17 protein-coding genes and 1 other RNA gene are annotated in these 17018 nt (G+C 38.6%); 11 read left to right on the top strand and 7 right to left on the bottom strand.

Annotated features, from left to right (window positions below):
- Positions 1-109: 109 nt before the first annotated feature.
- The 4 genes from ACOMC3_RS12815 to ACOMC3_RS12800 are packed head-to-tail and all read left to right on the top strand — an operon-like array spanning position 110 to position 2915.
- Positions 110-838, top strand: coding sequence for a bacteriorhodopsin-like (locus ACOMC3_RS12815; protein ID WP_420316286.1), 729 nt, complete (start codon positions 110-112; stop codon positions 836-838).
- A 55-nt stretch (positions 839-893) separates the two neighbouring features.
- Entirely contained in the window at positions 894-1790 is an 897-nt protein-coding gene (locus ACOMC3_RS12810; protein ID WP_420316285.1) for a Brp/Blh family beta-carotene 15,15'-dioxygenase, read from the top strand.
- A gap of 28 nt (positions 1791-1818) precedes the next feature.
- Complete coding sequence (locus ACOMC3_RS12805) at positions 1819-2358, top strand: HD domain-containing protein (RefSeq protein ID WP_420316284.1); 540 nt, start codon at positions 1819-1821, stop codon at positions 2356-2358.
- An 11-nt stretch (positions 2359-2369) separates the two neighbouring features.
- On the top strand, positions 2370-2915 hold the full coding sequence (locus tag ACOMC3_RS12800; RefSeq protein WP_420316283.1) for a DUF2911 domain-containing protein: 546 nt from the start codon (positions 2370-2372) through the stop codon (positions 2913-2915).
- A gap of 30 nt (positions 2916-2945) precedes the next feature.
- Here the strand turns inward: ACOMC3_RS12800 and ACOMC3_RS12795 are convergent, their stop codons facing one another.
- The 3 genes from ACOMC3_RS12795 to ACOMC3_RS12785 form a co-directional block, all read right to left on the bottom strand.
- A complete protein-coding gene (locus tag ACOMC3_RS12795) occupies positions 2946-3659 on the bottom strand; it encodes a DUF2490 domain-containing protein (protein WP_420316282.1) in 714 nt (237 codons plus the stop codon).
- A gap of 27 nt (positions 3660-3686) precedes the next feature.
- Positions 3687-5015: a pyridoxal phosphate-dependent decarboxylase family protein gene (locus ACOMC3_RS12790; RefSeq protein WP_420316281.1), complete on the bottom strand. Its 1329-nt coding sequence runs from the start codon at positions 5013-5015 to the stop codon at positions 3687-3689.
- Positions 5016-5108: 93 nt separating this feature from the next.
- Complete coding sequence (locus tag ACOMC3_RS12785) at positions 5109-5669, bottom strand: nitroreductase family protein (protein WP_420316280.1); 561 nt, start codon at positions 5667-5669, stop codon at positions 5109-5111.
- Positions 5670-5687: 18 nt separating this feature from the next.
- Here ACOMC3_RS12785 and ACOMC3_RS12780 point away from each other — a divergent pair, with 18 nt between their 5' ends.
- Positions 5688-6548 carry an SDR family NAD(P)-dependent oxidoreductase gene (locus tag ACOMC3_RS12780; RefSeq protein WP_420316279.1) on the top strand — a complete coding sequence of 287 codons (861 nt, stop codon included), beginning with the start codon at positions 5688-5690 and terminating at the stop codon, positions 6546-6548.
- A gap of 29 nt (positions 6549-6577) precedes the next feature.
- The gene (locus tag ACOMC3_RS12775; protein ID WP_420316278.1) at positions 6578-7444 is read left to right on the top strand and encodes a DUF72 domain-containing protein; all 867 of its coding nucleotides are present in this window, start codon (positions 6578-6580) and stop codon (positions 7442-7444) included.
- A 59-nt stretch (positions 7445-7503) separates the two neighbouring features.
- Here the strand turns inward: ACOMC3_RS12775 and ACOMC3_RS12770 are convergent, their stop codons facing one another.
- Complete coding sequence (locus ACOMC3_RS12770) at positions 7504-7887, bottom strand: hypothetical protein (RefSeq protein ID WP_420316277.1); 384 nt, start codon at positions 7885-7887, stop codon at positions 7504-7506.
- Between the two features lie 253 nt (positions 7888-8140).
- On the opposite strand from ACOMC3_RS12770, the gene ACOMC3_RS12765 reads away from it, so the two are divergent.
- Both ACOMC3_RS12765 and ACOMC3_RS12760 read left to right on the top strand, forming a co-directional pair.
- Positions 8141-8542, top strand: coding sequence for a hypothetical protein (locus ACOMC3_RS12765; RefSeq protein ID WP_420316276.1), 402 nt, complete (start codon positions 8141-8143; stop codon positions 8540-8542).
- Positions 8539-11931 carry a cadherin domain-containing protein gene (locus ACOMC3_RS12760; RefSeq protein ID WP_420316275.1) on the top strand — a complete coding sequence of 1131 codons (3393 nt, stop codon included), beginning with the start codon at positions 8539-8541 and terminating at the stop codon, positions 11929-11931. The genes ACOMC3_RS12765 and ACOMC3_RS12760 overlap by 4 nt, the downstream gene beginning before the upstream one ends.
- A gap of 60 nt (positions 11932-11991) precedes the next feature.
- On the opposite strand, the gene ACOMC3_RS12755 is transcribed toward ACOMC3_RS12760, so the two are convergent.
- Positions 11992-12765, bottom strand: coding sequence for an AMP nucleosidase (locus ACOMC3_RS12755; protein WP_420316274.1), 774 nt, complete (start codon positions 12763-12765; stop codon positions 11992-11994).
- A 364-nt stretch (positions 12766-13129) separates the two neighbouring features.
- Between ACOMC3_RS12755 and ACOMC3_RS12750 the strand changes: the two genes are divergently transcribed.
- The 3 genes from ACOMC3_RS12750 (at position 13130) to ACOMC3_RS12740 (ending at position 15164) form a co-directional block, all read left to right on the top strand.
- Positions 13130-13726: a hypothetical protein gene (locus tag ACOMC3_RS12750; protein ID WP_420316273.1), complete on the top strand. Its 597-nt coding sequence runs from the start codon at positions 13130-13132 to the stop codon at positions 13724-13726.
- 392 nt (positions 13727-14118) lie between these two features.
- The gene (locus ACOMC3_RS12745) at positions 14119-14577 is read left to right on the top strand and encodes a mobile mystery protein A (protein WP_420316272.1); all 459 of its coding nucleotides are present in this window, start codon (positions 14119-14121) and stop codon (positions 14575-14577) included.
- A complete protein-coding gene (locus ACOMC3_RS12740; RefSeq protein ID WP_420316271.1) occupies positions 14568-15164 on the top strand; it encodes a mobile mystery protein B in 597 nt (198 codons plus the stop codon). Before ACOMC3_RS12745 ends, ACOMC3_RS12740 begins: the two co-directional genes overlap by 10 nt.
- A gap of 249 nt (positions 15165-15413) precedes the next feature.
- On the opposite strand, the gene ssrA is transcribed toward ACOMC3_RS12740, so the two are convergent.
- Together ssrA and ACOMC3_RS12730 are read right to left on the bottom strand one after the other, a co-directional pair.
- Positions 15414-15821: a transfer-messenger RNA gene (ssrA, locus tag ACOMC3_RS12735) on the bottom strand.
- A 65-nt stretch (positions 15822-15886) separates the two neighbouring features.
- Complete coding sequence (locus tag ACOMC3_RS12730) at positions 15887-16891, bottom strand: potassium channel family protein (protein ID WP_420316270.1); 1005 nt, start codon at positions 16889-16891, stop codon at positions 15887-15889.
- Positions 16892-17018 lie beyond the last annotated feature (127 nt).

The following is a 17018-nucleotide window of genomic DNA, read 5'->3' as shown; positions in this document are numbered from 1 at the left end:
TGAAATAAAAACACATTCATTCACTTTGTTTAAGATTATACCACAAAAGATTAAACAAAAAAACATACAAGCTGTTTCTTAGCTGTTAAATCAAAAAAGCTAAGAATTTATGAAAGCAACATTAATGGCAACCCTTCAGTCCGGTGATTATGTAGGTTTTACCTTCTTCATCGGTAGTATGGCTATGTTAGCAGCAACTGTGTTCTTCTTTTTAGAAATGAAGAGCGTGGATGGAAAGTGGAGAACTTCACTTTTAGTATCAGGTCTCATTACGTTTATTGCAGCAGTACATTATTACTACATGCGCGATTACTGGGTACAAAATGGTACCTCTCCGACAGAATTCCGATACATCGATTGGATATTAACAGTACCATTGATGTGTGTTGAGTTTTACTTAATCTTAAAGGCTTTCGGGGCTAGAATGGGATTATTGTGGAAAATGATCGGTTACTCTGTTTGGATGTTAGTGACAGGTTACTTGGGAGAAACTGTATTCAGAGACAGTAGCGCCATTTGGGGTGCGATATCAACCCTGGGTTACTTAGGTATTTTCTATGAAGTGTGGTTTGGATCTGCAAAACAACTTTCCAAGAATTCCAACGATCCAATTTTACAAAAAGCGTTTAACACACTCGCTTGGTTTATTTTGGTTGGTTGGGCTATCTATCCTATCGGATATATGGCTATTGAAACTGATGGTTTATTAAGTGGAGTTCTTTCACCAAACGCCTTAGATATTATCTATAACATTGGTGACGCTATTAATAAAATTGGATTCGGTTTAGTTATATATAGCCTTGCTATAAGTCAGTCCTCAAAAAAGGCAACAGCTTAAATGCAAACATGAGCGGAGTGTATAAATGCACTCCGCTCTTTTTATTATGATCAGAATGATTCAATATGGAGTAGCTATTATGTTAGGGTTTGTATACCTGACTATGGATGTTCCTTCTCATCTGGTTAATTCTATTTGTTTAATCCTCATCCTACTTTTCGGCATTCCACACGGCGCAGTTGATCACCGAATTCACCTTTCTACCTCAGAAGACACGAGCACACTTAAATACATATTAAAGTACGTACTAATTGCCGCCGGATACATTCTTTGGTGGCTCCTCGATCCCACTAAGGCATTATTTATATTTATTCTTTTATCAGCTTATCATTTTGGTCAAGAATTACTTGAGGATAATCGAGTCAAAAATTCAGATGTATTAATGCGAATGATTTGGGGATCTATGATCCTTGTTGCTCCAATGATTTACCACATAGAGGGAATTTCTCCTTATTTAAATGTCGTAATTCAAGGTGAATTGCCAGACTTTGGCTTCTGGCGATATATAGTTCCTATAGCAATCACATTATCTGCTATATGCAGTATCCTACTATTTAAGCGAAAGGGAATTGAAAAGAAAAGTATTTATTGGCTTTCAACTTTTCTGTGTTTCATTATTCTGATCCATTTATTGCTGCCATTCGTGCTAGCATTTACTTTATATTTTGTGCTCTTCCATTCTCTTAATGCATTTAAGCATCAATACAAATGGCTGAAGACTAGAAAATCAAATTACGATATGAGTCGGTTCATAGGAGATTTGGTTGGATTTAGTTTGCTGGCCATTCTGGGAATACTTAGTCTACTGTGGTTTCTGAAGCCTGAAAGTCAAACGGCACTCATCACTTACTTTTTCATTCTTATTTCACTGATCACGCTTCCACATGCAATTACACTGGATCAGTTTTATCGATTTAGAAGTAAGCCTCGATTATCAGAGGAATTAAAATAATGTCATTTCCATTTTTTATTTTTCTGTTATGAACAGAAATGAAGCTAGAGAGATTCTGACTTCCATGACAGAAAGCGAAAGCCTACTCAGACATGCTCGAACGGTCGAATTGGTTATGGAAGCCTACGCCAACAAACTTGGCGAAGATTCGGAAGAATGGGCAATTACAGGAATGCTGCATGATGCAGATTATGAGAAATATCCTGATGAACATCCTAACAGAATTGTTGCTCAATTAAGGAAAATGGGCGAAGAGAAAATTGCTCATGCTATATCTGCACACTACACTAAATGGAATGTTCCGTATGAGACCATGTTGGATAAGGCACTCCTTGCCTGCGATGAATTAACAGGTTTCATTGTGGCTTGCAGTCAGGTACGACCAGAAGGGATTGAGACCCTTACGGCTAAGTCAGTGAAGAAAAAGCTTAAGCAGGCCAGCTTCGCTGCGAAGGTAGAGCGGGACGAGATTGCTGCTGGTGTTGAGTTGTTAGGTGTTGATATGACAGAACATATTATCTTTATCATAGATGTCCTCAAGGAAAACAAAGAGGAATTAAAGATTTAATCATCCTAATTATGAAAAAGAAACTACTTATTGGGTTTGGAATTCTGGTTGTGTTATTAGTAGTCGCAGTGGCATATCTGAATAATCGGAACAGAACTTTAAGCCCTCCCGGAACCGCAGAAGTAGCTGTCGGAAATGAGACAGTTACAGTGAATTATTCAAGGCCTTCTGTGAGGAATCGGATGATTTTTGGTGAGAAAGAAGAAGGCGCTTTACAGCCTTATGGATACTATTGGAGACTTGGCGCTAATGAACCGACAACCATTAAGGTGGATTATGATTTTCAGTTCGGAGATGAATCTTTTCAAGCTGGAGAGTATGTGATTTATGCGTTTCCAAGAAAAGGAGAAATGGAAATAAGGCTAAACTCTGATTTACGATTTTGGGGTTATACAGAGCCCGATTATACAAAAGACTTAGCCACAGTCATTGTTCCTCTATCTCAAAATGATCATACCGAACAGTTCACAATTGAAGCGCAAGAAACCAAGAGAGGAGCAATCTTGATCTTTAAATGGGGTAATTTTCAGTGGGAACTTCCATTAGAAAGAAAATAATTTATAAGGCCATCATTGATGGCCTTTTTGTTAAAAATCATATTGGAAGGTGAGTTGTAATCCTGGGTGACGTTCCACTATTCCACCTGCACTTGCATGCTGGTGAAGGTAAGCCAGCTGAATATTCCCGTTCCCTACATTTTTACCGATACCAAGATATATCCAGTTTTGATTGTATGAGGCTTGTCTAAAGTTACTATCAGCTGACACCCAAAGCTCATCGAATATATGGATGAAGTAGTCGTCGTTTATAGGCTTTCTCAGAGTCAATCGATATCTGAAGCGATTGCTGAAATTATATCCGTCTTTTGTAACATCGCCTGTTGAAAGGTTTCGTGCTAAATTTTGCTGGAACCGATGTTCCATTCTGTAACGATGTGAAAGTGTGGTTTTTCCGAGAGATTGGTTTACGGTTACTTGTTCCCAAAAATTATGTTCGTTGAGTGTAGCTAATAATGGATATTCACCGTAAGGTTCAGTGCTTATATAAGAGTAGCCTGCAGAATAAATCACACTTTCACCAGGCTTATAATTTACGAATGGACGTAGTATAAATTGCTTTTGATCGCTAAACCAATCCGTTCTTCGAAGGTGAAGCTCATTTCCCACTGTCCATTGTTCATTGATTTTATAATGATTTAACATAAGATACCAGAATTCCGGATCACCATGGATGTCATCTTGTGCTTTAGTTGAAAAACAACCAGCGAAAACAATTATAAATAGTAAAGCAATTCGTTTCATAAATTCAATTTTGCGCAAATCTAAAAATTAAAGACTAGCAATCATCCTACTCCAAATATCATTCAACCAATCTTCATGTTCTGGTTTCATTAGAGAAGACCTCAAGCAAACCAGATAGTCAGTGTCGATTTCAAATGATGGATTTGAAAGCTTTGAAGTCGGATATTTATACAATGAAAGGTATAAGTGATTTTCTTCTGCTCTCATAAAAAACTCATTTGCTTTTTGAGACATTTCACTTGTTGTTCTTCCCTTGATTCCCCAGGCAACAATATCAGTTTCAGGTTTCAGAAGAGGAAAGAAATCATCGCTCGTTTGTAGCTTTTCGAATAGCCTAAGAGCTGCACTTCTTGATTTAGATAGATTATTTGCGAATTCACCATTCCTTACCAACGGCATCAATTGATGTGTGGCCCATAAACCTACAGCTGAAGCTCCAGCTCTTGAGCATTCCAAGCTTATTTCTCCCAGATGCAATTCATCTGATGTGAAGTACGTATATGGTGATTCATGAATATAGAATTTCGCAACCTCCGGATTCTGAAATAGCACACATCCACACCCATAAGGTTGCAAGCCTTGTTTGTGCGGATCAATGACTAGACTATCTACTTTATCGAGCTGTTGATATTTTTTGATTGTTTGACTTGCTAGATTATCTAATAAAGTAAAATATCCGCCGTATGCGGCATCTGCATGAACCCTAAAATCATATTTATTACGAAGTTCTAAAATGTCATCGAGAGGATCTACAGATCCGAGACCGGTAGTGCCCATTGTGCATACTACTGTTCCTATATCTCCTTGTTTGAGCATTTCTTCCAATGCCTGTATATCAATCCTTCCCTGATGATCAGTACCAACCTTATCAAACTCAAGTTTTAATACTTCGGATATCCGCTCATGAGTATAATGCGCCTGGTCTGATGCAATTATTTTCTTATCTGGATGGATCTTACCTGCCACCCAAAGAGCTTCCAGGTTTGCCATAGTTCCTCCTCCCGTCAAATGACCAAGGTGTTTTTCCCAGCCAAACATTTTAGCCAAGTCAGCAACTGCCTCTTTTTCCATAGGTGAACTCGCCTTACTTCCGTCCATGGCATGGTTATTAGGATTGATCCACATGGCCATCATATAGGCTGCTTTTGCAATGGGGTGTGGAGGCTTGAGCATTTGTCCGGCAAAAAGAGGATGGAAATAAGGGTAGTTATCCTGCATTTTTTCCGCCGTTTTTGTAATGACTGCCTCCATCTTATCTAAATCATAAGATTGATCTAAATTCGGTAATTCAAACCCTGATTCAAGTTTTTCAAGCGCTTTCTCAAGCAGTTTTAAAGATTCTCTTTCTAGTTTCATTCCGTCAAAGTTTGCATCATCACGAGCATGTGAAGTGATCTTATAGACAAGATTGCCTCATTCGTTTCTCATTTGCAATGACGTGTTAAATTATCATTCAATCCATTCGATCTTTTCTTCAATTGGTTTCTTTAGAATGATCCTGTCGGATGGCTCACAATACCCGAGGTAGAATAATCCGATACATTTTTCATTTTCCTGGAGGTTTACATGTTCGCCTAGAAATTTGCACAGTAAAGGGCTGCTCCAATATCCACCAAGACCATATTGTTCCAATGCGATCCAAATATTTTCAACTGCACATGATACTGAGGCAATCTCTTCCCACTCAGGCACTCTTTCAGCAGGATCACGATGCATAATAATGGCAATAACAGCGCCTGCTTTTATAGGATTAGTTCGAATTTTTTCGGACTTAGAATGAGAAAATTCAGGAGTTATTTCTATGTATTTATCGGCCAAAAAATTACCAAGTTTTGATTTTCCTTCTCCAGTAAAAATCTTAAATCGCCACGGTTCCGTAAGTCTATGTGTTGGGGCATGATTGGCATTGAGTAGGAGTTCTAATAGAATTTCCTTTGGGATAGGCTTATTGATATATTGCAAAGGATAGACAGATCGTCGCTTGCGAATGGTTTCGTTTATCTTACTCACTATTGATTAATTGATTAAATGACAAAATCTAAAAACATCTTAATAACCGGTGCATCAACCGGAATTGGGTATGAGCTGGTAAAGATATTTGTTAACAATGGTTATAACGTATATGGGAGTGTAAGAAAACAGTCAGATGCAGATAAGTTGCTTACTGAATTAGGGGAAAGGTTTCATCCACTTTTATTTGATGTAACAGACCATGAGGCTGTTGAAAAAACCGGGAAATGGTTGGAGAATGAAATAGGTAATGAAGGATTGAGCGGCCTGATAAATAATGCTGGGATAGCGGTAGGGGGACCGTTTATGGATTTGGCGGTGGAGGATTATCGGCATCAGTTTGAGGTCAATGTATTTGGTTTAATTAAAGTCACTCAGGTGTTTCTACCTCTACTTGGTGCTAGAGAAAATCATCCCTCTGCACCTGGAAAGATTATTCAGATTTCTTCAGTTTCGGGCCGAATGGGTATGCCTTTTGTTTCTCCTTATGTCGGGTCAAAACATGCAGTGGAAGGAATTACAGAAAGCCTAAGAAAGGAGCTTTTGATGTATGGAATTGATGTGGTTCTTATAGAACCAGGTCCAATCAAAACGCCAATATGGGAAAAGTCAATGGAACCTTTATTCGATAAATTTAAAGATTCCGTATACCTGCCGATCATGAAAAAATCGCATGAAAAGTTCATGGGGCCCTCAATAGAAAAGGCCTTGCCAGCTGGCGCAGCAGCGAAAATTATTTTTAAAGAGTTTGAAAAGAAAAAATCGAAGGCTCGTAGAATTATCATAGCACAGAAGTTTAAGAACTGGACATTACCGAGCCTGTTGTCAACAAGAACACTGGACAAAATTCTCGGAAAAGCACTAGGTCTTATTAAATAGCTTTTAGTAAAACAGTTTAGCTTTAGATTATGAAATTTGGCAGTGTAGATAATCCAGAAGAAATTGATTTTTCCTTACCTGACGATCACCACGATACAGAAAAAGTCCTTTCGAGAGGCAAAGGACTAAAAAGTGTGTTTGTTGGCTGTGCAAAATGGAACCGACAAGACTTAAAAAAATTCTATCCACGAGGGACCAAAGATGAGCTGGAGTATTATTCGACTCAGTTTAATTCGATAGAATTAAACGCTACATTTTATAATCACTTTCGAATAGAGCAAATCGAAAAATGGGTGGATAAAACTCCAGACAGTTTTAAGTTCTTTCCCAAGGTTCATCAAATGGTAAGTCATATCAAGCGACTGAATGAAGTTGAGGAACCGATTGAGCGATATACGACTAATATTCGAGCTTTTGGGGATAAACTAGGCATGTGTTTTTTGCAGCTTCATGATAATTTCAAGCCAAAGAATATGGATCGTCTAATAACAGCTGTAGAGTACTGGCCAAAAGATATTCCATTGGCAATAGAATTACGAAACACAGAATGGTTCAATGATGCTGAGGTAGCGAATGAAGTGTATGCATTATTCGAAAAACATAACGTTTCAAATATTGTAACTGATACAGCCGGCAGAAGAGACCTGCTACATATGAGGCTTACTACTCCAGATGTTTTTGTAAGATACGTTGGTGCCAATCACGAGAGTGACTATGATCGTCTGGATGTTTGGATAGAAAGAATCAAAAAATGGGCTGACCAAGGAATGGAGAATCTTTATTTTTTTGTTCACCAAAATTTAGAGAAAGAATCTCCCGTTCTTTCCGCTTATTTAATAGAAAAATTAAATGCAACATTTGACTTTGGCTTAAATGTGCCGGTAGGTAAGGCTTAAAATAAAAGAAGCCCATAGTAATGTGGACTTCTTTTCATGGAACTATCACTGGAATATCATCAATCTCTTTTATGTTCCCGACGCTTTTCCCTTCTCATCTTTCTTTTTTCCCTTATCTCTCCCTTAATTTCTTCTAGCTCTTGAAGTTGTTGTTCATCGAGTATCTGGGCGATTTCTTTTTCATTTTGCTCTATGATGTCCGCATGAGCTCTCATTTTATCACTTCTGCTTTTAGATTCATCTTCCCGAATCTCGTCAAGTTTAGGCTTTGTGGCCTCTCTTAATTGTTTTAAATCTGCAATCTGCTCATCGCTGAGTTCCAGACGTTCTTTAAACTCTTCAATTTTAGCTTCTCGTTTCCTTCTTATTTGATCTTCTTTATCCTGTGCCAGAAGTATATTTCCGGCCACTAGTAGTCCTATTATTAATATTAGTTTTCTCATTTTCGATTCCTTTTTGTTTAGGTATTAGATCATCTGAATTACAAAAGGTTTAAAGCAGGTAAAAAGAAATACCCTTAACTAGGTATTTTTTTTCCACTGAATAAAGCCTAGATTTATTTAGAGTCACCATCTAATAAAATCGATCGAAGACCACAAAGGTTATTTGAGCGCCTACAAAGAAATAAGGCTGCTTCACGAAAATAATTTTGTATAGAGTTTACTTAGGTGGAAATTGTAATTAAAGCATTTGCCTATGAAACCTATACACTACTTGCTCTTTGGATTAATTCTATCGTGTTCCTCAGCAAAAAACAGTAATTCAACAAGTGAGTTTCAACTTGATGATATTGAAATTGGTCAAGATCAGACTGCATTAATCGGAAAGATTTCTGGGATTTCCAATGAGGACTCTCAGCTAATTATCACACTAGAAGTAATTAAATCAAGACAGGGTGGTACATCGGCCCCTTCCGTAGCAGCCAATTCTACTATTGAAGCTGAGTGTTCAAAGATATTTCTCAGATCCTATAAGGACAAAGCAGGAAGCGAATTGAGCGACAATATCTCAGAAGGCGATGAGGCATTAGTGATCGTAAAGAAATCACTTAAAGATCAAAGATTATCTGTTCACAACATCAAATCCACCAAACTATGAAATTATTCCAAATCATTTTCAAATCATCTCTTATTGTATCATTGCTAGCAGTTCTGATTTTGGGTTCTTTCAAGAAAAGTACTGATCTGGAAGAGCGTAAACTGACTAGGGTCGAGCGCAATAAATTAAGATCAGAATACTTTTTCAATAAGCTTAAAGATCCAAAGACAAACACCTTACCAGCTAATATTCGGCACCAGGAGCTGCTCTTTTCAAATAATTTGAAAGCCACATATGACGCCAAAAACGAACTGGGAGTTAATGCAGGCCCATCCTACGACTGGAATGAAGTTGGCCCTGCCGATGTAGGAGGAAGAACAAGAGCGATAGCTCAGGACTTTCGAAATGGTGATATTGTTCTCGCTGGAGGTATTTCTGGAGGTATTTGGAAATCAACAGATGGTGGAAGCACATGGGAATCGAAGCTACCAGAAGGAAGCAACCTGAGTATTTCATCAATTGCACAAGATACTATAAGTGGAGATGTTTGGTATGCAACAAGTGGCGAGTTGGGTGATGGGGGGAGCACTCGAGGAAAATTCTTCTCCAATTTTTATTTGGGATTGGGAATTTATAAATCAGTTGATAATGGGGAAACTTGGGAATTAATGACTTATAGCAGCAATGGAACAAATTCTTTGATAAAGGATAGTACTCCAGACATTAACATCCCAAATGGATTGAGTCATCCCTTCATTATTACAGGAAAAGTTTTGGTAGCTAATTTTTCTGGCCCAGTTATAATCATAACAACCCAATACAGCGGTATATGGTTTAGTGATGATGGAGGTGATAGTTTTAGTTTATTTGGTTCCCAACTGGCAAGTGGTGAGATCCCTACTTATTCAGATATTATTGTCGATAATAATGGAGTAATAACAGTTTGGCTAGGACCAACAGATTCAGGAAACAACGGATTTTATCGTTCTTACGATGGTGGATCTAGTTTCTTCACTGTGAATCCCAATACGTATCCCACTTTGTCTGACGGAGCAAGAACTGTCCTTGCATTTAGTCTAAATAGTCCTGATAATATTTATGCTTTCACCTATGATGGAGGTGGAACAGATTATTTATTTGCGTTTGATTTCGCCAACTTAACTGCAAATGGAGGCACATTTGAAGGAATCGATAGATCTCAAAATCTACCTGATTTTGACAGAAGTATATTTGGAGGATCAGAAGAATTCTCCACTCAGGGTGGGTATGATATGACTCTAGCTGTTCATCCCAATGATCCTGATTTTGTCGTTTTAGGGTATGTCAATTTGATAAAATCAGAAGATGGTTTTGCAACAGCTTTAACTTCTAATCCAGCTAAATCATGGATTGGAGGTAATGAAAATCCATATCGATTAGACGAAGATTTGCCATTCAATAATACGCACCATGCAGATCAGCATATTGTCTTTTTTGATAATGATAATCCCAACATTGTATGGTCTGGTCATGATGGTGGGATATCAAAAACAATGGACATTACTGCAGATCGAGTAATTTGGGAATCATTAAACAATGATTATAACGTCACTCAATTTTATACGGTCGCTACTAGCACTTACAACGGTGATAGCTATGTTTTAGGTGGGACTCAGGATAATGGTACCCCAATTATGGACCATTCATCATTTTCAAGTAGTCTATTACCATCGCAACAGGATATTTCTTCAGGAGACGGGGCTTATTGCTATGCTACAGGACCTATTATATATTCATCTGTACAAAACGGAGTATTGGTACTCTATGATATTGATAATGACTTCAATAGTCGATCGGTAGGGTTTATTAAACGAGATGATTTGAGTAGATTTTTTATTCATCCATTTACTGTGGATCCAAATGATGAAGGAACAATTTTTTATGCAACAAATGGAGATGGTGTTATTGCGCGTAATGATCAGTTTGATGAGGCCTATAGTGCTGGAAGTCTGAATCTTGACTTGATTAACAATGGTTGGGATGATTTTGCTCTGGATGGTGCGTATCAGATTACCGCTCTAAAAGTCACTAATGAAAACCCATCACATACATTATATTTTGGAGGTTTGTTTGGTGACACTCCAGTGCTTGCATCTTGGTCCAATGCGAATACAGATGATGGAACGGGAATAACCGGGCGTGATCTAAATGAAGTTCCAGCCGGTGCATGGTTGAATGATATAGCAGTAAACCCATTAGATGGAGAGGAAATCATTCTTGTCTATTCCAACTTCAATATTGATGGCTTATTCTATTCAAGCGATGGAGGTGCTACACTCACTTCAATTGAAGGAAACCTTGGTGATAATGATTCCGGTAATGGAATAACAGGGCCTTCTTTACGAGCAGCAGAAATTATACAAGCTGCTGATGGTAGTAAGAAATATGTTGTAGGGACAAGTATTGGACTTTTTTCAACTGATCAACTAAATGGCGCTAATACAAACTGGACATTGGAAACACCACTTTTGGATAACATTGTGATTGAAGATTTAGACTTAAGGGCTGAAGACGGTGTATTGGCAGTAGGTACTCATGGCAGAGGCTTATTTATGGGCACTCCTGATAGTAATAATTCATCTCCGCTTATCTCAGATCAAGCATTTGATGTTGATGAGAATAGTGCTGTAGGAACTCCAGTAGGCACCATTGAAGCCTCCGATCCTGATAATGATAATTTGAGTTTTGCAATCGCATCAGGTAATGATTCCCAGCAATTTGCATTGGATGGTGCTACAGGAATATTAACAGTAGCAGATCCAGAAGCATTTGATTTTGAGGCTTCATCAAGTTATGAACTGGCAATCAAAGTTAGTGATGGTAACGGAGGAAGCGCTCAAGCTTCAATCAGTGTAATGATCAATGACGTCAACGAAGCTCCAGAGTTTTTGGTGATAGATTTTGATATAGATGAAAATGTTGCCAATGGCACTACTGTAGGTAGCATTGAAGCTACTGATCCTGAAAATGATAATGTATCCTTTGAGTTGTCTGAAGCAAACGATGTTTTTGATGTGTCGTCAGATGGAACCATCACCGTGGCTGACAATACCGCACTGGATTATGAAGTCAATACATTCTTTGAATTTGAAGTGATTGCGTCTGATGGCTCATTGACATCAAGTGAGACAATTGTTATAGAAGTAAACGACTTGAATGATGGCGTACTTTCTGCACAGGAATTCACTTTTTATACGTATCCTAATCCTACCCAGGACTATATCCACCTTGAAGGGTTTGACGGGGAATTGGAATATAAGTTGACCGATTTGAGCGGGCAAACATTGGATACCGGCTTGATTAATAGCTCGGGCAGCACCATTGATTTATCTGCTCATCGTCCGGGAATGTATCTTCTGATAATAAATACTGAAGATCGAAAAGAAACGCTAAGAATCACTAGAAGATAACTAAGGAAGCTTATTCCAGGAATAGGCTAAGTCAGCCCCGACTTTTGTTGGGGTTTTTTTTTATTCGAACCTCAAATGTTTTACAGACTCTCCGGAGCTGCTTAGTTCCATTAATGCATCGATTCCTATATCCAGATGATTTTCCACAAATTGTGCCGTCACTTTCTGATCGCTTTTTGAAGTTTTTACTCCCTCTGGAGTCATCGGATTATCCGATACCAAAAGCAGGGCACCTCTTGGGATTTTGTTTGCGAATCCAACAGTGAATAGTGTAGCCGTCTCCATGTCAATGGCTGACGCTCGAATTTCTTTTAGGTAGTTTTTGAAATCCTCATCGTGTTCCCAAACCCGACGGTTGGTCGTGAAAACGGTTCCTGTCCAGTAATCAAACCCTTTCGCTTTGATAGCGTGAGAAACGGATCGCTGCAGTCGGAAAGAAGGCAGTGCAGGAATTTCTTGGGGCATGTAATCATCGCTGGCTCCTTCACCTCTAATGGCTGCAATGGGCAGAATAAGATCGCCAAGTTGATTTTGTTTTTTCAGCCCGCCACATTTTCCAAGAAACAAAACGGCTTTCGGCATGATGGCTGACAGCAGGTCCATCGCTGTGGCTGCCATCGCACTACCCATGCCGAAGTTAATGATGGTAATGTCATCATGAGTGGCTGTTTGCATCGCTCTTTTTTTGCCTTTTACCTTCACATTGAACTTCTCAGCGAACAGATCCACATAGTTCTGAAAGTTGGTGAGCAGGATATATCTTCCAAACTCATCCAATTCGGTACCGGTATATCTCGGCAACCAATCGTCTACAATTTCTTCTTTTGATTTCATAAGTTGCAAAGGTAGCATCTTGCATTTCTCAAGTGAATAGATTGATTGTAAAGTTGCCAAGAGGTTAGATCAAATGATAGAGGTAAGTTACCTGAGGCCAGGTAGGTATGATTAAAAGAGAATTGCTTTTAATGCATGTTCTTAATACCACCGCTCGAATACAAGCCATCTGCCATGAGTTGAATTAAGATCTTTTGGTTCTAAAGAACTAAAAGAAGTACTTGGGAAAGAATAATTTTGTGTATAAACCAAAAGGGAAATTTAGCTTACGAGGCACTGTAAAGAAGCGATTCTTTATGGTGTTACTTTATAGAGGGCGCTCGTTGAAGAATTCACTAAATTAGCCTGATCTAACTTACTTAGAATGAGAATTATCATAACATGTATTGTAGGACTAATTGTATGGAATGCAAATGGTCAGGATGACAAGCTTGTCGCTGCTGGAGTACTTCCGTTCACAGTCATTAACGATACCGTTTATTTGTTGTTGGGCTATGATGCAGATAAACCAGGCTGGACGGATTTTGGTGGAGGTAGAGAAATGGTCGGAAGTTTGGATGATGAGAAGCGATTGGAGACTCCCCGAGAAATCGCGGTAAGAGAGTTTTTTGAAGAATGTAGAATGGTTTATGGAAAGGAAGAGATTGAGCTCTATTTTAGACCGGATGCGTACATTACGGCGGTTAATGGAGTTTATCGTAGCTATGTGGTCTATTTTCCATACAAATCTCGTCAGGAGATAAGGCAGGCATTGATTCCAGTTGATGAAAAGTTTGAGATTTTTAATGAAAAAAAAGATTTTTACTGGATCTCCTTGAATGAGCTTAAGTCTGTGATTCGTTCGGGTAGCAACAGACTACCTAATTCACCTAATAGAGAAATTCTTTACAAACATTTTTACAATACCTTGAATAAGGTATTACAGGATGATCAGGTAGACTATTTGTTCAAGAAGTACTGACTCGCCTTCATTTCTATTTCGTATGAAGCTTCGGCGAGCGATGGTGGAGTCGGAGAGGACCGAACGTTAAGAATCGATCCTGTGAATCGATTTAGTGAGGAGACAGGTTGTAGGAGGAGCCACTCACACGTATCAAATTATACATTGATAATCAGTTGTTATGAATAAATTCATGAATAAGTAACCAACTTAGTAACCTTACATTGTACACTTTTTTGGTCGTAATTGACTCCTGAACCCTCGTCCAAATCAGTCGTGAATTGCTTAATAATTGGAACTGCTTCAGAACTCAGTAAGGTTATTTTGTCAGGCTATATCTTTACATTATATTTCTTTTTGTCAGGCTACACCCTTACATTTGTATTATATATGTCAGGCTATACCCTTACATTATGAAAAAGAATAAACTTCAAATCGAGCAGTTAGAGTCCAAAATCAAGCTTTTGGAACCCATAACTAGTATAGCAATTCCTCCAACGGGATGGATTAAAGCAATTCGTTCAGCATTAGGGATTTCATTACAGCAGTTTGCTAACAAGCTTTCCATTTCAAGACAGAGCGCTTCTGAGATTGAACTACGTGAGAAGGATGGTTCAATAACCATTAAATCACTGAAGGAAGCAGCTCGTGCTCTTGACATGCAGCTTGTTTATGGTTTGGTCCCAAGTGACGGATCACTTGATGCTTTAATAGAACGTAAAGCTATGGAGTTGGCCAAAAAGATTGTAACTAGGACTTCAACAACAATGAAGCTTGAAGACCAGGCCAATTCCCCGGAAAGGATCAATAAAGCAATCAGGGAAAGAGCTCAAAGTTTAAAACTCGAAATGCCTAAGATTCTATGGGATTAGATCTTGACTACATTAATGGGCAAACCCCTCTGGATGAAGAAGAGAAAGAGGGGCTACTTATTCCTACTATTGCTACTAAAGAAGAGCTCGATGAGTTTGAACAGCAGAATGTTGAAGAAGCTATTCAATGGCTCATTGGAAAGTCCTTTAAACCTGAGAAAGTCCTAACAGAGAAGTTTGTTTGCGAAGTGCATAAGCGGATGTTTAATCAGGTATGGAAATGGGCTGGCTCATTTCGTCATTCTCAAAAGAACATTGGCGTAGATTACTGGAGTATTCCAATAGAGTTAAATAATCTGATTGAAGATGCTAAAGTATGGCTACAGAAAGAAGCCTTTCCATCGGATGAAATTGCAATAAGGTTCAAACACCGTATTGTTAGCATTCACTGCTTTTCAAATGGTAACGGAAGACACAGTCGCTTGATAGCCGACATCATCGTTGAAAAGCTTTTAGGACTAGAACCATTTTCATGGGGTGAGCACAGTTTAAATCACGAAGGGGATACAAGAGAGAATTATCTCAAAGCTTTGAAGTCCGCCGATAATGGAGAATTTTTGCCGTTGATTGAGTTTGCCAAAAGTTAAAGGTTCAATCACTAACAGTTTCATACGATTTCATTACAAATCCCAAATCATTAAAATCAAAAAAAGCCGACCTTTGGCCAGCTTTTCTTGATTTTGTGGAGTCGGAGGGATTATTTTATGATCCCTCCAATCAATCTAGTCAGTCTCGAAAGCTAAATGCTTCGCATTTCCAACCTTTATTCACTCGCATATTCAGAAATAAATTTCTTCCATGCTCATTCAAAAGTTTGCATAATTACTTTCGAGCCATAGTGGAGTCGGAGGGATTCGAACCCTCGTCCAGCTAAGGAAACCATAAACCTTCTACATGCTTAGTCATTCTTGTTTTATCTCGTGCCTACAGCTGGTGAACAACAACCTACTGTAAGAACCAGTCGCTTAATTTCACCCATGGTCCACGACACTACCACAGACTATTCCTTATTATGACACCCTAAAATCCATTCTCAAGGACAAAGAACAGTAGGATGTGGCCCGGGAACTCTTATGAGCTCAACCGATTATGCCTGTTAATTTCGACTTTACGTCAGAAATTAGGCTGCCATAGCGTAGTTAGACTCGCCAATTATAATTGTGAATGAATTGATCACGCGTGCTCATTCAACACCCGGCATGCTAGCGTATGCTTTGCACTTCCTGTCGATTCCAGTCGACCCCATAAAACAAAGAACGATTGCAAAGTTAACACGAGCAAGCTTCACAGAATTCCGCTCAGGAGTATATTATTTTTTAACATAGATCTCAGCGAATCGCTGTAAACATTCAGAAGAACCCAAAAGGATAAGATGATCCTCTTTTCCAACAACTGTGTTTCCGGAGGGAGCTGGTATAATTCCTTTGATGTCATCTTTAATACCGAGCACGACGGCACCTGTCTGCTTAATGATATCAAGCTCTATTAGTGTTTTGTCTTTAAACTCGGGTTTTAGTTCCTCATAATCTATTTCCTCCAGGTGATAATCGAGACCCGAAGCACCATTTATCAGGTTGAGGAATTCAATGACAATTGGTTTGGTGATCATATGCGCCATAAACATTCCGCCCAGTGCATCAGGCCTTACGGTAAAGTTGGCACCTGCATGATAGAGTTTGTCCTGCGTTTCTTCACTCGATGTTCTGGCGATAATCTTAATCGTTGGATTTAAATTTCGAGCGGTGAGTGTCACAAACACATTTACAGAATCTGATGGAGTAGTTATAATAATGGCAGAGGCTTTTTCAATGCCAATCATTTTTAGATCTTCATCTTTGGTTGCATCACCAATGTACCATTTCATTGATTTTGGAATGATGTCAGCCATTGATTCATTTTGATCTATTATGATAAATTCTCTTCCACTTGCAACGAGCTCATCGCATGCTTTTCTGCCATTACGACCATAACCGCAGACGATGATGTGATTTTTAAGTTTGTTTAGCTTCATATTGGATCGTAATTTTTTTAATGCCTCCTGGAGCTTTCCCTCAAAGAAATAACTTGTTACAGTCGTGAGAATAAAGGCAAAAATTGCCATGTTTAGGATAATGTAAACAGAAGTAAATAACCGCCCCGCAGAACTCAACTCTTTCACTTCTGTAAACCCGACCGTCCCAATGGTTATGATGGTCATGTATAAGGCATTGATCCAATTGAGGTTTTCGATGGTTGAAAACCCAATTATTCCAACACTTAGACTTACTAAGAAGAAAAAAGCAGCCATTAGTAGTTGCCTTAAATGTGTCCTCATTTTATGCCCACAAGTTTCTTCTAAAGTTAAGGATAGATGTCATTATCATGCCTCATATTGATTTCTTATTTCTAAAACTTTCTTTCACCTTTTGAAACAAGCATTGGTATATTAACTTGCCAACGAA

The sequence above is a fragment of the Ekhidna sp. genome (assembly GCF_965212185.1).
In the GTDB taxonomy this organism is placed as follows: domain Bacteria; phylum Bacteroidota; class Bacteroidia; order Cytophagales; family Cyclobacteriaceae; genus Ekhidna.
Note: the sequence above shows the minus strand (reverse complement) of the source record. Positions and strands in the feature narration are given on the sequence as shown.

Bases quoted from the DNA above. Each gene is read 5' to 3' on its own strand.
- ACOMC3_RS12815 (WP_420316286.1), top strand. From the start codon at position 110: ATGAAAGCAACATTAATGGCAACCCTTCAGTCCGGTGATTATGTAGGT.
- ACOMC3_RS12810 (WP_420316285.1), top strand. From the start codon at position 894: ATGATTCAATATGGAGTAGCTATTATGTTAGGGTTTGTATACCTGACT.
- ACOMC3_RS12805 (WP_420316284.1), top strand. From the start codon at position 1,819: ATGAACAGAAATGAAGCTAGAGAGATTCTGACTTCCATGACAGAAAGC.
- ACOMC3_RS12800 (WP_420316283.1), top strand. From the start codon at position 2,370: ATGAAAAAGAAACTACTTATTGGGTTTGGAATTCTGGTTGTGTTATTA.
- ACOMC3_RS12795 (WP_420316282.1), bottom strand. From the start codon at position 3,659: ATGAAACGAATTGCTTTACTATTTATAATTGTTTTCGCTGGTTGTTTT.
- ACOMC3_RS12790 (WP_420316281.1), bottom strand. From the start codon at position 5,015: ATGAAACTAGAAAGAGAATCTTTAAAACTGCTTGAGAAAGCGCTTGAA.
- ACOMC3_RS12780 (WP_420316279.1), top strand. From the start codon at position 5,688: ATGACAAAATCTAAAAACATCTTAATAACCGGTGCATCAACCGGAATT.
- ACOMC3_RS12775 (WP_420316278.1), top strand. From the start codon at position 6,578: ATGAAATTTGGCAGTGTAGATAATCCAGAAGAAATTGATTTTTCCTTA.
- ACOMC3_RS12770 (WP_420316277.1), bottom strand. From the start codon at position 7,887: ATGAGAAAACTAATATTAATAATAGGACTACTAGTGGCCGGAAATATA.
- ACOMC3_RS12765 (WP_420316276.1), top strand. From the start codon at position 8,141: ATGAAACCTATACACTACTTGCTCTTTGGATTAATTCTATCGTGTTCC.
- ACOMC3_RS12760 (WP_420316275.1), top strand. From the start codon at position 8,539: ATGAAATTATTCCAAATCATTTTCAAATCATCTCTTATTGTATCATTG.
- ACOMC3_RS12755 (WP_420316274.1), bottom strand. From the start codon at position 12,765: ATGAAATCAAAAGAAGAAATTGTAGACGATTGGTTGCCGAGATATACC.
- ACOMC3_RS12750 (WP_420316273.1), top strand. From the start codon at position 13,130: ATGAGAATTATCATAACATGTATTGTAGGACTAATTGTATGGAATGCA.
- ACOMC3_RS12745 (WP_420316272.1), top strand. From the start codon at position 14,119: ATGAAAAAGAATAAACTTCAAATCGAGCAGTTAGAGTCCAAAATCAAG.
- ACOMC3_RS12740 (WP_420316271.1), top strand. From the start codon at position 14,568: ATGGGATTAGATCTTGACTACATTAATGGGCAAACCCCTCTGGATGAA.
- ACOMC3_RS12730 (WP_420316270.1), bottom strand. From the start codon at position 16,891: ATGAGGACACATTTAAGGCAACTACTAATGGCTGCTTTTTTCTTCTTA.